The following is a 13,874-nucleotide window of genomic DNA, read 5'->3' as shown; positions in this document are numbered from 1 at the left end:
CAGCCCGTCGGGACGGGCCGTCGCGCGCCCTGCGCCTTCGGCGCGCACCGGGCGGGGTGTTAGCTCAGGTCCTGTCCAAGAAATTCTTCAGCAGCGCCGCGACAGCCTCGGGCTGCTCGTAGCAGGGCAGGTGGCCCGCATTCGCGATCTCGTGGAACGCGGCGCCGCACAGCTCCGCCGTGGCGCGCACCAGATCGGGCGGGGTCGAGGCGTCATCCGCACCCGTCATCGCCATTACCGGCAGTGTCAGCGCCCGTGTCGCCTCGGTCTGATCGGCCCCGGCAATCGCCGCGCAGCAGCCCGCATAGCCCTCGTCGGGCCCACGTTCGAGCATGTTGCGGCAAAGCGTGAACTCCGCCGGGTGGGCCTCGGCGAACCCGGGTGCGAACCAGCGAGCGAGGATCGCGTCGGAGATGCTCGCGATGCCGTCGCGGCGCACATTGGCAATCCGCTCGTTCCACATCTCGGGCGTGCCGATCTTGGCGGCGGTATCCATCAGGACCAGCGCGCGCAGAAGATCGGGGCGGCGCGCGGCGAGGCTCTGTCCGATCAGCCCGCCGATCGAGAGGCCGATAAAGGTCACATCCCGAAGCCCGAGCGCATCGCAGATCGCGGCGGCGTCGCCCGAGAGGTCCTCGATGCTGTAGGGGCCGGGCGGGCAATCGCTCAGCCCATGCCCGCGCTTGTCGAAGCGGATCAGCCGCAGCCCCTCGGGCAGATGCGGGATCAGCGCCTCCCAGAGCCGCAGATCGCTGCCGAGCGAATTGCCGAACATCACCACGCGCCCGTCGCGCGGGCCTTCGTCGAGAATGTGGAGCGTCACCCCGCCATGGGTCAGTGCGTGCATGAAAGCCTCCTCTTTGTGGGAGGTTGTAGCGCGCGGGACGGGGGAAGGAAAACATACCGCGGAGGTATCGGGGGTTACCTCGGTGATACCTTCGGAGGGGGCGGGATCTACTTGGCGCGGGGCGACTAGCCCCGAGCCGCGCCAGAGGGCGGCGCCCGACCTCGGGTGGGCGCGTGACGACAGTCGTGGTCCGCGCTTTATCTCGCAAGATCCGAGAGTGATCGGTGCGCGCAGCAGCGTCGCAAAAGCGCCCTCCCGGGGGGAGGTCGGGCGCTGCCCGGGGCTGGTCGCCCCGGGCGAGACCGGGGGGCGACGCCATCCCCAAAACCAAAAAGGCCACCCCCGAGGGGATGGCCAGTCTCCGAAATCGCGGAGAGGTATTACTCGGCTGGCTCGGCCACTTCGTCCTTGGTCTCCGCCTCGGCCATCGCGGCCTCGACGATCGGCGTGCCATAGACGAAGAAGTCCTGCGGAAGCTCGCCGCCGAACCAGACGCCGCCGCCGTTGAAGAAGTTGCTCTCGTCCCAGGTCAGCGTCTTCCAGTCCGGATCGAAGATCAGGTAGCCGGTGTCGCCGAACAGCTCGATGCGGTTGCCGCCGGGCTCGTAGACATACATGAAATAGGCCTGAGAGACGCCGTGCTTCGCCGGGCCCGCTTCGATCGTGACGTCGTATTCCTGCAAGATATCGGCAAGGTCGAGCATCTGGCCCTGATTGCCATACCAGAAGGCGACATGGTGCAGACGGTTGCCGGGGCCTGCCTGATCCTTGGTGAAGGCGACCTCATGCACGAGCGGGCTGACCGAGAACCACGCGGCCAGCTCGTCCGAGCCGCCGAAGACCACGTTCTCACGCTTGAGGAAGCCGAGATTGTCCTGCAGGAACTTGCCGTTCTTGGTCACGTCCGAGCAGAGCAGGTTGACGTGGTCGAGACGACGCACTGGCACGCCGCGCAGCGGGCGTTTCTGGGCGCGCGAGAGCAGCTTCGATTTCAGCTCTGCCGGGGCCTCGTAATACTCGACCTCCCAGAACAGGTGCTGCTTGTGACCGTCCGGCGTGGTGAATTCATAGGCGCGGCCGTAGCCCTTGTGGCCCTCGACCCATTTCCCCGGATTGTCGGAGGCCTCTAGCACGGCCACGCGACGCTCCAGCGCCTGCGGCGAGGAGGCGCGCCAACCGACCATGCCGATCCCGGCCTTGTCCGAGCGCGTCAGCTTCAGCGAGTGGTGATAGCGGTCCTCGTAGCCGCGCAGGTAGCAGGATTTGCCGTCATCCTCGGTGGGGGTCATGCCCAGAACATCGTGGAAGAACCAGAAGCTTTCCTCGAATTTGGGGGTGAAGAGTTCGATGCAGGCAAGCTGCGCGATATCGTGGATCTGTTCCTGAAAGCTCATGGTGTCCTCCCTAAAGCTCGATAAGGTGAATGCGGTCAGTTTGCGGGGGCCTTCTCGTGGCCGTTGGTCGGGGCTGTGCCGTTCGAGGCGGCGGCGGGTTGCTCGCTCGCTTCGGCATATTTCGGCTCGCCCGCGACCGCGTAATGGCCCGAGCGCAGCTCGTTGAGCATGATCCGAACGGCCTGCGGCTTGACGCCCAGCGTCTCGACCGCCGCGCGCGTGACCTCGCGCATCAGCGCTTCTTTCTGCGCCTCGGTGCGGCCTTCCATAAGGTTGATCTGGATTACCGGCATGACTGCTCCTCTATCCCGGGACGCGCCCTCATTCCCCGCGTGTCGGGGCCTCCTCGGCGTGTCCGTGGACCGAGATTGGGGCAGAAACGGCGATACGATCAAATACCATTTAGTCCGGGTTTCGATACCGAAGGCGCATCGCTCCGGGTAAGAGCAAACCCGTCAAATGGCATGATGCAGTACCCGGATCGCGTCCGGTCTGTCGCATGAAGAACGTTTTGCAAGTGGCGGAATTTATTGACTTAAACTGCGTGCGACTTCTAGGAAGTTCGCGACGATCGGGGACGTGTCACCCTCTCGCGAGATGCAGGAGATATCGACCCGCGCGGTCTCGCTCACATCACTGATCGGCAGGCATTTCACGCCCTCCATGATGACCGATGTGATCGATTGCGGGACGACCGAGACGCCGAACCCCGCCGCCACCAGCGCCATCGCGGTAAAGCCGTCGCCCACGACCTGCGCGACATTGGGCGCGAACCCCGCCTCGTGGCAGAGCCCCGTGACCTTCTCGACGAACCCCTGCGCGCGGCTGGCGGGAAACAGCATCATCGGTTCGCGCGCCAGTTCCGACAGCGCGACGCTCTCGCGATCCGCGAAAGGCCCCGGATCGGGCACGACGATATAGAGCGGCTCCGAGGCCAGTTCCTCGATCGCCAGCCCCGGCACCGGCGTCAGCATCCGGTTGAAGCCCAGATCGATCGAGCGGTTCTGCAGCCCCTCGATCTGCGCCAGCTTGTCGAGCGCGTGCATCACCACTTTCACATCCGGATAGCGGCGTTTGAATTCGAGGATGATCCGCGGGATGAAGCTGAGGATCGCGGTGCCGAAGATCGCGATGTCGATCCGGCCAAGCCCGCCCTCGGACGCCCGGTGCACCCGGTCCGCCGCCTGATCGAGCAGCGCCGCGATGTTGCGCGCCTCATCGAGAAACAGCGCACCCGCCTGCGTCAGCTCCACCCCGCGCGGCGTGCGGTTGAAAAGCTGCGCGCCGAGCTGTTCCTCCAGCGCCTGAATCTGGCGGGTGATCGGGGGCTGGGAGACATGCAGCCGCTCGGCTGCGCGACCGAAATGCAGCTCCTCGGCCACGGCGATGAAATAGCGAAGCTGGCGCAGGTTCATGACATTCCCTTTCCGCGTCCAGAGTTACGCGAACGCGCGCCCCGGGCAAGCCGGGACGCGCGCACAAGCCTTGAGACGAGGGAGGACGCTCACAGCTTGAGGCAGAGGTTCGTCCGCTCGGTGTAGAATTCGAGCGAATGCACCCCGCCTTCGCGCCCGATCCCGGAGGATTTCGAGCCACCGAAGGCCGTGCGCAGGTCGCGCAGGAACCACGAATTCACCCAGACGAGACCGGCCTCCATCTGCCCGCCGACGCGATGGGCGCGGCTGAGGTTTTCGGTGAGGATCGTGGCCGACAGCCCGTAATTGGTGTCATTGGCCATCGCGATCACCTCGTCTTCGCTGTCGAAGGGCTGGATGTGGCAGCAGGGGCCGAAGATTTCCTCGCGCACGATGGGGCTGTCCTCGGGCAGGCCGGTCCAGATCGTGGGCTCGACGAAGAAACCCCCGTTGCGATAGTCGCCTTCGGGGAAGTCGGGAACGCCGCCGCCGGTGATGATCTGAGCGCCCAGATCGGCGGCCTTTTTGTAATAGCTCAGCACCTTCTCACGATGCTCGGCGGAGATCAGCGGGCCGATGGTCGCGCCGTCGGTATCCGGGCCGCCCTGGATCAGAGCTTCCGCGCCCGCTTTCAGACGGCTGACGAATTCCTCGAAGACGGGGCGTTCGACGTAAATCCGCTCGGTGCCCAGACAGACCTGCCCGGTATTGGCGAAACACGAGCGCATCGTGACCTCGATCGCCTTGTCCATGTCGGCATCGGCAAAGACGATGGCGGGGTTCTTGCCGCCGAGTTCAAACGACACATCGCGCAGACCCACCGCGGCCTGTTTCATGATCGCCTCGCCGGTGCGGGTCTCGCCGGTGAAGGTGATGCCGTTGACGCCCGGATGCTGGGTCAGCAACTCGCCCGCGCTGTCCGGCCCGAAGCCGTGGATGACGTTATAGACGCCTTTCGGGATGCCCACCTCGTTCATCACCTCGCCCAGCAGGGTCGCGGTGGCGGGGCTTTCCTCGGAGGGCTTCACGACGACGGTGTTGCCGCAGGCCAGCGCCGGGCCAACCTTCCACGTCATCAAAAGGAAAGGCGCGTTCCACGGAGAGATCACCCCGATCACGCCTTTCGGACGGTACAGTTCGAGATTGGCCGCGCCCGTGCCATCGGGCGTATCCATATGGAAATACTCGCCGCCTGTGTTCTTGAGCATCTCCGCGAAGATCCGGAAATTCGCAGCCCCGCGCGGGATCTCGACCTTCTCGGCAAAGCCGCGCGTGTGGCCGGTATCGGCCACTTCCGCTTCCATGAAATCGGCCTTGCGCGCGTCGATCGCGTCGGCGAGCTTCATCAACAGATCGCAGCGTTGCGCCTTCGGCATCTTGCCCCAAGGGCCTTTCAGCGCCGCCTGTGCCGCCTCAACCGCGTCATTCACATCCTCGGCCAGCGCCTCATGCACATCGGCGATCTTTTCGCCGGTGGACGGGGAAATCTTGTCGAAGGTCTTGCCCGATTGCGCGGCGCGGTATTCGCCGTCGATGAAGAGCTTATGCGTGGTCATATCGTCCTCCCGTGAGCCACCTCTTGGGCGACAAGCTAGGCAACCCGGCCGATACGCTCCAATGCTTTTGCATCCCGCACGCGATACCGTTTTTGCATGATGCCGCATCGGGGCGCGATGCAAAACCCGTATCAAGCCCGGCCCGTCAAAGTATTGGAGCGTATCGCGCCGCCGTCTTAGCCTTGATCCGGAGGCAGCCCGTATCGGTTTCACGAGACCGACGCAGATGAGGGCCGCGACGGAGGACATATGCTGGACAGCACCAAGATCGAGAGCTTGGGCGATGCGCTCTATGACGCGCTGCGCTCGGGCCGACCGACCCAGAAAATCAGCGCGCTCGAACCCGAGAGCGATATCGAGGACGCCTATCGCATCCAGTTGCGAATGCTGGAGCGGCGTCTGGAGGCGGGCGACGAGGTCGTCGGCAAGAAGATCGGCCTGACCAGCCGCGCCATTCAGGACGCGCTTGGCGTCTATCAGCCCGATTTCGGGCAGGTGACGAAGCGGATGCTGTTCGAGGATGGCGCGACGATCGACCTGTCGAAACTGATGCAGCCGCGCCTCGAGGGCGAGCTGGCCTTCCGCCTCAAGGAAGACCTGATCGGGCCGGGTGTGACGGTGACGGATGTGATCCGCGCGACCGACTACGTGACGCCCTGCTTCGAGATCGTCGACACGCGCTTCGAGGATTGGCAGATCAAGATTCAGGACACCGTGGCGGACAATGCCTCCTGCGGCGTGTTCGTGCTGGGCGAGGCCAAGGCCGATCCGCGCGATCTGGACCTGAGCCTCGCAGGCATGGTGATCGAGAAGAACGGCGAAGTCGTCGCCACCGGGGCAGGGGCTGCGGTGCAGGGCTCGCCGGTGATGGCGGTCGCATGGCTCGCCAATACGCTCGGGCGTCTGGGGATCCCGCTGAAAGCTGGCGAGATCATCCTTTCGGGCGCGCAGGCGCCGCTGCTGGCCGTCACGGATGGCGATCATTTCACTTGCGAGATCGCGGGCATCGGCTCGTGCGAGATGCGATTTGCCGGGAGGGCGATGGTATGAGCCTCGATCAACCGAAAACCGTCGATGAGGAAGCGATCATCCGCATGGCCGAGCGCGTCGAGACCGCGCAGCGCTACGCGGTGCCGATCCGCAAGCTGACCGAGGATTACCCCGATCTGAGCATCGCCGACGCCTACCGCGTCCAGACCGCGCTGCGGCGCAATCTGGAGAAGAAGGGCGAGCGGGTGATCGGCTGGAAAGCGGGCCTGACGTCGAAGCCGAAAATGGCCCAGATGGGGGTCTCGACCCCCGGCGTGGGCTTCCTGACCGATGCGATGGAGCGTCCGGCGAATTCCAAGATCACCGTCAGCGACATGATCCACCCGCGCGTCGAGGCCGAGATCGCTTTTGTCACCCATACCGAACTGTCGGGCAAGGTCACCCGAGAAGACGTGCTGGCCGCCACCGATTACGTCCAGCCCGCGCTGGAGGTCATCGACTCGCGCTTCACCGGGTTCAAGTTCGATCTGGAATCGGTGCTGGCCGACAATTCCAGCTCGGCCCGCTATGTGCCGGGCGGGCGGATGATCCGCCCTGACGCGCTCGATCTGCGGACCGTGGGCGTCGTGTTGGAGCATAATGGCGAGATCGCCCAGATCGGTGCGGGCGCCGAGGTGCTGGGCCACCCCGCCGAGGCGATCGCGATGCTGGTCGGCGTTCTCGATGACATGGGCGAGGTGCTGCCTGCGGGCAGCTTCGTGATGGCCGGCGCGATCACCGCCGCCGTGGCCGTCAAACCCGGCGATTCCATCACCGCGAGATTTTACGAGATGGGCTCGATCACGGTCACTTTCACCGAGTGATCCCGAGCCAAGGAGGTTCAAGATGAACAAGATCAAATGTGCCCTGATCGGGTCGGGCAATATCGGCACCGACCTGATGTTCAAGCTGTTGCGCTCGGACGTGCTGGAGCCGGTCTGGATGGTGGGCATCGACCCCAATTCCGACGGCCTCAAGCGCGCCAGGGAAAAGGGGCTGAAAGTCACCCATGAGGGTGTCGACGGGCTGCTGCCCCATGTCGAAGAAGACGGTATCCAGATCGCTTTCGACGCGACCTCGGCCTATGTCCATGCCGAGAACTCGCGCAAGCTCAACGAGTTGGGCGTGTTCATGGTTGACCTGACGCCCGCCGCGATCGGTCCCTTGTGTGTGCCGCCGGTGAACCTTGGCGATCTGGCGAAAGCGACGCCGATGAACGTCAACATGATCTCCTGCGCGGGTCAGGCGACGATCCCGATCGTCTCCGCCGTGGGCGCGGTGCAGACGGTCGAATATGCCGAGATCATCGCCTCGCTCAGCTCGAAATCCATCGGGCCGGGCACGCGGGCGAACCTCGACGAGTTCACCTTCACCACCTCGAACGCGATCGAGAAGGTGGGCGGCGCGAAGAAGGGCAAGGCGCTGGCCATCATCAACCCCGCCGATCCGCCGATGATCATGCGCAACACGATCTATTGCGAGGTCGAGGGCGAGCCGGACCAGGCCGCGATCACCAGATCGGTCAAGGAAATGATCGCGCAGGTTCAGAAATACGTGCCCGGCTACAAGCTGGTGAACGGCCCCGATTTCGACGGCAATCGCGTCGCGGTCTTCATGGAGGTCGCAGGGCTAGGCGACTACCTGCCGACCTATGCGGGCAATCTCGACATCATGACGGCGGCGGCGGCACGCACCGCCGAGATGTTCGCCGAGCGGATCCTCGACGGCTCGATGGAACTCAAGAAACTGGAGCCGGCACAATGACCTCAGAGAGCGTGATCCAACAGAAAGTGAAATCCGGCCTCGAGGGCCGCAAGGTCAAACTGCACGACATGTCCCTGCGCGACGGGATGCATGCCAAGCGCGAGCAGATCCCGGTCGAGATGATGGTGAGGATCGCCAAGGGGCTGGACGCGGCGGGCGTGCCTTACATGCAGGTCACCCATGGCGCGGGTCTGGGTGGCAACTCGATCCAGCATGGCCGCGCGCTGGCGTCGAACGCGGAATATATCTCGGCGGTGGCCGAGGTGGTGAAGCAGGCAACGATTTCGGTGCTGCTGATCCCCGGTCTGGGCACGATGAAAGAGCTCGAAGAGGCCTATCAGTGCGGCGCGCGCTCGGTCCATGTCGCGACCCATTGCACCGAGGCCGACACCTCGCCGCAGCATATCGCCTTCGCGCGCAAGCTTGGCATGGATGCGTCGGGCTTCCTGATGATGTCGCATCTGAATTCGGCCGAAGGGCTGACCGAACAGGCGCTCCTGATGGAGAGCTATGGCGCCAACACCGTCTATGTCACGGACTCCGCGGGCGCGATGCTGACCCATGAGGTCACCCATGCGATCTCGATGATGCGCGATGCGCTGAAACCGGAAACCGAGATCGGCTTCCACGGCCACCACAATCTCGGTCTCGGCATCGCCAACTCCATCGCCGCCATCGGTGCGGGCGCGACGCGGATCGACGCCTCGCTGGCGGGGCTTGGCGCCGGCGCGGGCAATGCGCCGATCGAGGTGCTGGCCGCTGTATGCGACCGGATGGAGATCGAGACCGGCTCCGACACCTTCGCGCTGATGGATCTGGCCGAGGATGTCGTGGTTCCGTTCATGGATCACGTCGTGCGCGCCGACCGCGAGGCGCTGACGCTGGGCTTTGCCGGGGTCTATTCGACCTTCCTGCTGCCCGCGAAACGCGCAGGCGAGCGCTTCGGCATCCCGGCGCGCGACATCCTTGTCGAACTGGGCCGCAAGAAGATGATCGGCGGTCAGGAAGACATGATCCAGGACACCGCAATGACCATGGCGCGCGAACGCGGTCTGCTGAAGGAGAGCGCCTGACAGATCCTTTCCGCGCGTCGGTCCCAACGGCGCGCGGAAAGCCGGACCGGGTAGGGGAAGAGGAGCCCTGATGCCCGGAGCGACCGGACCAAAGAAACGCGAAGGGAGGAAATCCATGAAACTGAAACGCGCCGCGCTCGCTTTGAGCGCGCTGATGTCGCTTGCCGCATTGCCGGCCCATGCCATAGACGTGGCCCCGGGGGATTACAACATCCTGCCGTCCGGCACGACTATCGGGCTGCTCTATCTGCAGCATCAAAGCGCCGATACGTTCGAGCTCGGCGGGACGAAGGTGCCCGACAGCAAGGCCAAGGTGAACTTGATGGTCCTGCGCGGGCTGCACTACTCCGAAGCCTTCGGGATGCCTGCGCTCTATCAGGCGGTGCTGCCGATCGTGAATTTCGACACCGCGCGGATCGGCGGTGGGGATATGCCGACCAAATCGGGCGTGGGCGATCTGACGCTGGGCTTCTCGGTCTGGCCGGTGCAGCCGTCGAACGCTGAGACCGGGACAACGCTGGGCGTGACCGCCTTCGTGACCGCGCCCACGGGGCAGTATGACGCGTCGAAGGTCAGCGCGGGCTCGGGGACGTGGACGCTGACGCCGCAGATCGGGTTCATTCAGGGGCTCGGGCAGGGGCTCTATTTCGACGCGATGGCCGATGTGGCGGTCACGATGGACCACACGGAGAGCGGCCAGAAGATCGAGCGCAGCCCCGCCACGCAGGTTCAGGCCTATCTGCGCAAGCAATTCGGCCAGAAGACCTCCGTGTCCTTCGGTCTGTCCTCGCAGCGTGGCGGCAAGATCAAGGTGGGCGGCACCGATACCGGCCAGCGCACCGAGCGCGATCAGATCCGCCTCTATGCCAATACTTTCGTCACCCCGACGGTTCAGGTGCAGGGGATGCTGGCAAAGGACGTGAACAGCGATGGCGGGTTCCGCAACGACGTGGTCGCGGAACTGCGTTTCCTGAAGGTCTTCTGATCCTCCCCGGCCGGGCGCGAGCCCTCATTCGTGCCCGGCATTATCCAATACCTTTTGCGATAGTGAGGAGGGTTCCGTTATGACCTATATGGTATCAACGGGAGGAGGCGTGGGAATGGACTTCAAGCGGCTCAAATATTTCCTCGCGGTGGCCGAGGAATTGCATTTCGGACGCGCAGCGAACCGGCTCGATATCGCGCAGCCGCCGCTGTCGCGCCAGATCGCGGCGCTGGAGGCCGAGCTGGAGGTGCAGCTCTTCGACCGCTCGCGCAGCCAGATCCGGCTGACGCAGGCGGGCGAGGTGTTGCAGGATCACGCGCGGCAATTGCTCGAACGGCTGGATGCGGCCTATCGCGAGACGAAGATGGTGGGCTCCGGTGCGGGCGGGCGGCTGCGGATCGCCTTTGTCGGCTCGGCTTCGCACGGCGTGCTGCCGACGCTGATCAAATCCTACCGATCCTTCTATCCGGAGGTCGAGCTGCAGCTCTCGGCGATGAACAATGCCGAACTGCACACTGCGCTTGTGAGCCGGGAGATCGACATCGCGGTGGCGCGCCCGATCCTTGATGACGAGGAATTCCGCCGCGAGCCGCTCTGCACCGAGCCGCTGATCCTCGCGCTGCCCGACAATTCCGACCTCGGCACCCGCGCCGAAATCCATTTCGCCGATCTCGCCGATAAGACCTTCGTCCTCTATCCCCGCAAGCCCCGGCCCAGCTATGCCGATGTCGTGCTCGATATCTGCGCGCGGGAAGGGTTCAAGCCGAAGGCAGTTGATCTGGCGCAGGATTTCCAGTCCGCGATCAGCCTCGTCTCGGTCGGCGTGGGGATCGCGGTGGTGCCGCAATCTGTTTCGCGTACGCAGCGCCCCGGCGTGATCTTCCGGCCCTATAAGGGCTATAATCCGGGGACCGGGCTGACCGTGCATGCGCGGCTCGACAATCGCGCGCCGCAGGTGATGCACTTTCTGGAAGTCACGCGTAAATTCGCACGCAAACAGTAGGTTGCGGCGCGAAGTTCAAGTGATGCGTTAAGTTGGGCGCGGGTCGTCGCGGAAGGTCGTGGCCTGCACGGAGGGGCGTTCGGCAAAGCCTGCATGCCACTGCGCCAGCGCCGGACGGCCCTCGCGCCAGCCCTCACCGTCGAAGCGGAAATCGAGATAGCACAGCGCGACGCCGATGCTCAGATGACCGATATCGAAGGGCCGCTCGGTCAGGCGCGGGGCGTGGTCTTCGAGCCAATCCGCAACCCGGTTCATCTTGGTCCGGTAGACGGCGAGCATCTGCTCGGACCGCTGTTCCTCGGGCCGCATCCTCAGCTCCACCAGCCACGGCAGTGCCACGTCCAGAAGCCCCGTTCCCAGCGCCTCGTCGCGCTCGGCCTCGAGCCGCGCGGCGGGATCGGCGGGGAAAAGTTGCGGGCCGTCCGCGCTTTCCAGATCGGCCCATTCGCAGACCACATGGCTGTCGAACAGCACGCGGCCGTCTTCCAGCTCCAGCGTCGGGATCTTCGACAACGGGTTGATCGCCATCAGCCCTTCATGCGGGATCATCGGATCGGCATGGGTGCGCACGGTCTCGACCTTATCGGCGAGACCTTTCTCATGTAGCGCGACCATCGCTTTGCGGACGTAGGGCGAGCGCGGGGACCAGTGCAGGATCGGCATCGGCTCAGCCTTTCCGCGCGACGGAGGCCAGCACGTCCTCGTTCACCGTGATCCCGAGGCCGGGGCCGGTCGGGCAATGGACGTGGAAATCGGCGAAGCGGATTTCGCCGCCGGTCAGGTCCGTTTTCAGGATCTTCGGGCCGAAATGCTCGCAGCCCCATTCGAGCCGGGGCAGGGTGGAGAACACGGCCAGATGCGCCGCGGCGCCGATGCCGCTTTCGATTAGGCAGCCGCCATACAGCTCCATCCCGCAGGCCTGCGCGATCCCGGCGGCGCGCTTGATTTCATTCAGGCCGCCCGATTTCACAAGTTTCAGCGAATAGACCGAGCCTGCCGCGGCGATGCCGTTGGCGATAATATCGGGGCCGGTGAAGGCGGCTTCGTCCACCATGATCGGGATCGCGGCGCGGGCGGCGACACGCGCGGTGGCCGCGATCAGACCGGGGCGCAGCGGCTGTTCGATCAGCGACACACCCATCTCGGCCAGTTGCGGCAGGTAGCGGATCGCCGTCGCCTCGGTCCAGCCCTGATTGACGTCGACGATGATCTCGGTGGCTTTGCCCTCCAGCGCCGAGACGATCTTGCGCAGGCGGATCATGTCCTGATCGGGCGCGTTGAAGCCAAGCTTGATCTTGAAGCGGCGATGCTCGCGCGCGTCGAACTTGCGGTTGGCTTCCTCGATCTCCTGATCGGCATCGCCCGAGGCCAGCGCCCAGATCACCTCGATCTTGTCGCGCACCGCGCCCCCCATCAGGACCGAGACCGGCAGATCGAGCGAGTGCCCGGCCGCATCGTAGAGTGCTGCATCCACGGCGGCGCGCGCGGCGTTGTTGCGGCTCGCGGCCTTGGCCATCTTGGCGGCGTTCAGCTCGAAATCGAGCGCATTGGCCCCAGCCAGTGCCGGGGCCAGATACGTGTCGATATTGGCCTTCATCGCCTCGACGCTTTCCTCGGCCCAGCGGGGGCCGCCCAGCGTCGAAGCCTCGCCCCAACCGACCGATCCGTCGGCCAGTTCGGCACGCACGATCACATAGGACTGGAAGTTGATTTCCGTGTTGGACAGCTTGTGACGCCGGGTCGTCGGGCAATCGACGATCATCGTCTCGATCTTCGCGATCTGGCGACCCGCATGGGCGTCCGCGCCCTGAAAATGATCTGCGAGTTTCGCAACGCCGGGCGTAGTCATCGGCTCTGTCCTTCGAAATATGTCATTGGTCTTCAAGGTAAATCCGGCGCCGCGCGTGCGGCGCCGGGAACTCTTTACGCCACTCGGATCATTCCGCGGCCATCGCCTGAGCCTGATTGCCCAGCGTGAAGTCGAAGCGCAGAACCAGATCGGTGTCCGAGCCTTCGGGCGCCTTCTCGAACTTGCCGATCAGGTCTTCCTTCACGGCAAAAACCGAGTCGCTGTCGAGATAGTCGCTATCGGCGTCGTAGATCTGCGAGATCAGCGGGCGGTAGCCCTCGCGCGTGACCATCATGTGGATATGGCCCGGACGCATGCAGTGGTGGCCCATGTAGCGGATCAACTCGCCCGCGGTCTCGTCGCCGGGGATCGGGTAGGGCACGGGGCGGATCGCGACGAAGGCGTAATGCCCGTTCTCGTCGCTCTCAAAGCGGCCGCGCAGGTTGTATTCGGGCTGATCGGGATCGTGGTTCTCGTAAAGACCGTTCGGCGCGTCTTCCCAGACGTCGATGATCGCGCCGGGGATCGGGTTGCCCTTGTTGTCGCGGATATGGCCCTCGACATAGACGGTTTCCTGACCCTCGAAGTTCTTCTGAATGGTCGAGGCGCCTTTCGGCATCACCGGAGCGTTCTCGCGGAAGAACGGCCCGAGCACGGTCGAGACGGTCTCGTCGCCCGAGATCGGGTTCGAGAGCATGTCGACCAGAACTTCGACGCCGAGAATGTCGCCCAGAAGGATGAATTCCTGACGCTTGTCCGAGCACAGCGCACCGGCGCGGCCCAGATAGTCGCAGGCATAGAGAAATTCGTCATGGGTCAGGTTCACGTCTTTGCAGAACCCGTGCAGATGCTTGATCAGGCTTTCCATGATCTCGCGCTGGCGCGGCTCGAGCGTGGCGTGCTGGCCCAGCGAGTCGATGACCACATCGGTCACATTATCCACGGTTACGTTGCGCATA

The 13,874-nt window shown here is 64.5% G+C and carries 14 protein-coding genes; 6 read left to right on the top strand and 8 right to left on the bottom strand.

The genetic code is table 11. The annotated features are described in order from the left end of the window. Nucleotides 1-64: 64 nt before the first annotated feature. The 5 genes from pcaD to BMI85_RS00810 all read right to left on the bottom strand — a co-directional run bounded on the left by pcaD (nt 65) and on the right by BMI85_RS00810 (nt 5,212). Complete coding sequence (gene pcaD, locus BMI85_RS00830; protein WP_078599187.1) at nt 65-847, bottom strand: 3-oxoadipate enol-lactonase; 783 nt, start codon at nt 845-847, stop codon at nt 65-67. Between the two features lie 380 nt (nt 848-1,227). Beyond that, entirely contained in the window at nt 1,228-2,241 is a 1,014-nt protein-coding gene (locus BMI85_RS00825; RefSeq protein ID WP_078599186.1) for a VOC family protein, read from the bottom strand. A gap of 35 nt (nt 2,242-2,276) precedes the next feature. Next, nucleotides 2,277-2,636, bottom strand: coding sequence for a 2-hydroxymuconate tautomerase (locus BMI85_RS00820; protein ID WP_256376228.1), 360 nt, complete (start codon nt 2,634-2,636; stop codon nt 2,277-2,279). Between the two features lie 132 nt (nt 2,637-2,768). After that, nucleotides 2,769-3,656 carry a LysR family transcriptional regulator gene (locus tag BMI85_RS00815; RefSeq protein WP_078519246.1) on the bottom strand — a complete coding sequence of 296 codons (888 nt, stop codon included), beginning with the start codon at nt 3,654-3,656 and terminating at the stop codon, nt 2,769-2,771. 89 nt (nt 3,657-3,745) lie between these two features. Beyond that, nucleotides 3,746-5,212 carry a 2-hydroxymuconic semialdehyde dehydrogenase gene (locus BMI85_RS00810; RefSeq protein WP_078599185.1) on the bottom strand — a complete coding sequence of 489 codons (1,467 nt, stop codon included), beginning with the start codon at nt 5,210-5,212 and terminating at the stop codon, nt 3,746-3,748. A gap of 249 nt (nt 5,213-5,461) precedes the next feature. Between BMI85_RS00810 and BMI85_RS00805 the strand changes: the two genes are divergently transcribed. From BMI85_RS00805 to BMI85_RS00780, 6 genes are all read left to right on the top strand, one after another. Then, nucleotides 5,462-6,262, top strand: coding sequence for a fumarylacetoacetate hydrolase family protein (locus BMI85_RS00805; protein WP_281480478.1), 801 nt, complete (start codon nt 5,462-5,464; stop codon nt 6,260-6,262). Continuing rightward, complete coding sequence (gene dmpH / locus BMI85_RS00800; protein ID WP_078599184.1) at nt 6,259-7,065, top strand: 2-oxo-3-hexenedioate decarboxylase; 807 nt, start codon at nt 6,259-6,261, stop codon at nt 7,063-7,065. The genes BMI85_RS00805 and dmpH overlap by 4 nt, the downstream gene beginning before the upstream one ends. A 22-nt stretch (nt 7,066-7,087) precedes the next feature. After that, nucleotides 7,088-8,005, top strand: a complete 918-nt coding sequence (locus tag BMI85_RS00795; protein WP_078599183.1) for an acetaldehyde dehydrogenase (acetylating) — start codon at nt 7,088-7,090, stop codon at nt 8,003-8,005. After that, nucleotides 8,002-9,078, top strand: a complete 1,077-nt coding sequence (gene dmpG, locus BMI85_RS00790) for a 4-hydroxy-2-oxovalerate aldolase (RefSeq protein WP_078599182.1) — start codon at nt 8,002-8,004, stop codon at nt 9,076-9,078. Before BMI85_RS00795 ends, dmpG begins: the two co-directional genes overlap by 4 nt. A gap of 115 nt (nt 9,079-9,193) precedes the next feature. Then, on the top strand, nt 9,194-10,063 hold the full coding sequence (locus BMI85_RS00785) for a transporter (RefSeq protein WP_078599181.1): 870 nt from the start codon (nt 9,194-9,196) through the stop codon (nt 10,061-10,063). A 115-nt stretch (nt 10,064-10,178) separates the two neighbouring features. Then, nucleotides 10,179-11,066 carry a LysR family transcriptional regulator gene (locus BMI85_RS00780; protein WP_078519240.1) on the top strand — a complete coding sequence of 296 codons (888 nt, stop codon included), beginning with the start codon at nt 10,179-10,181 and terminating at the stop codon, nt 11,064-11,066. A 27-nt stretch (nt 11,067-11,093) separates the two neighbouring features. Here the strand turns inward: BMI85_RS00780 and BMI85_RS00775 are convergent, their stop codons facing one another. The 3 genes from BMI85_RS00775 to BMI85_RS00765 form a co-directional block, all read right to left on the bottom strand. Beyond that, nucleotides 11,094-11,729, bottom strand: a complete 636-nt coding sequence (locus tag BMI85_RS00775) for a glutathione S-transferase family protein (RefSeq protein ID WP_078599180.1) — start codon at nt 11,727-11,729, stop codon at nt 11,094-11,096. A gap of 4 nt (nt 11,730-11,733) precedes the next feature. Then, on the bottom strand, nt 11,734-12,915 hold the full coding sequence (locus tag BMI85_RS00770; protein WP_078599179.1) for a muconate/chloromuconate family cycloisomerase: 1,182 nt from the start codon (nt 12,913-12,915) through the stop codon (nt 11,734-11,736). An 88-nt stretch (nt 12,916-13,003) separates the two neighbouring features. Continuing rightward, entirely contained in the window at nt 13,004-13,873 is an 870-nt protein-coding gene (locus tag BMI85_RS00765; RefSeq protein WP_078599178.1) for a dioxygenase, read from the bottom strand. Between the last annotated feature and the right edge of the window lies 1 nt (nt 13,874).

The sequence above is a fragment of the Thioclava sp. DLFJ4-1 genome (genome assembly GCF_002020145.1).
GTDB classification, from domain to species: domain Bacteria; phylum Pseudomonadota; class Alphaproteobacteria; order Rhodobacterales; family Rhodobacteraceae; genus Thioclava; species Thioclava sediminum.
The sequence above is the reverse complement of the archived record's forward strand: the minus strand, read 5'-3'. Positions and strand labels throughout refer to the sequence as shown.

What these genes read in the sequence shown, in the direction of transcription:
- pcaD (WP_078599187.1), bottom strand. Translation starts at nt 847, where the DNA reads ATGCACGCACTGACCCATGGCGGGGTGACGCTCCACATTCTCGACGAA.
- BMI85_RS00825 (WP_078599186.1), bottom strand. Translation starts at nt 2,241, where the DNA reads ATGAGCTTTCAGGAACAGATCCACGATATCGCGCAGCTTGCCTGCATC.
- BMI85_RS00815 (WP_078519246.1), bottom strand. Translation starts at nt 3,656, where the DNA reads ATGAACCTGCGCCAGCTTCGCTATTTCATCGCCGTGGCCGAGGAGCTG.
- BMI85_RS00810 (WP_078599185.1), bottom strand. Translation starts at nt 5,212, where the DNA reads ATGACCACGCATAAGCTCTTCATCGACGGCGAATACCGCGCCGCGCAA.
- BMI85_RS00805 (WP_281480478.1), top strand. Translation starts at nt 5,462, where the DNA reads ATGCTGGACAGCACCAAGATCGAGAGCTTGGGCGATGCGCTCTATGAC.
- dmpH (WP_078599184.1), top strand. Translation starts at nt 6,259, where the DNA reads ATGAGCCTCGATCAACCGAAAACCGTCGATGAGGAAGCGATCATCCGC.
- BMI85_RS00795 (WP_078599183.1), top strand. Translation starts at nt 7,088, where the DNA reads ATGAACAAGATCAAATGTGCCCTGATCGGGTCGGGCAATATCGGCACC.
- dmpG (WP_078599182.1), top strand. Translation starts at nt 8,002, where the DNA reads ATGACCTCAGAGAGCGTGATCCAACAGAAAGTGAAATCCGGCCTCGAG.
- BMI85_RS00785 (WP_078599181.1), top strand. Translation starts at nt 9,194, where the DNA reads ATGAAACTGAAACGCGCCGCGCTCGCTTTGAGCGCGCTGATGTCGCTT.
- BMI85_RS00780 (WP_078519240.1), top strand. Translation starts at nt 10,179, where the DNA reads ATGGACTTCAAGCGGCTCAAATATTTCCTCGCGGTGGCCGAGGAATTG.
- BMI85_RS00775 (WP_078599180.1), bottom strand. Translation starts at nt 11,729, where the DNA reads ATGCCGATCCTGCACTGGTCCCCGCGCTCGCCCTACGTCCGCAAAGCG.
- BMI85_RS00770 (WP_078599179.1), bottom strand. Translation starts at nt 12,915, where the DNA reads ATGACTACGCCCGGCGTTGCGAAACTCGCAGATCATTTTCAGGGCGCG.
- BMI85_RS00765 (WP_078599178.1), bottom strand. Translation starts at nt 13,873, where the DNA reads ATGCGCAACGTAACCGTGGATAATGTGACCGATGTGGTCATCGACTCG.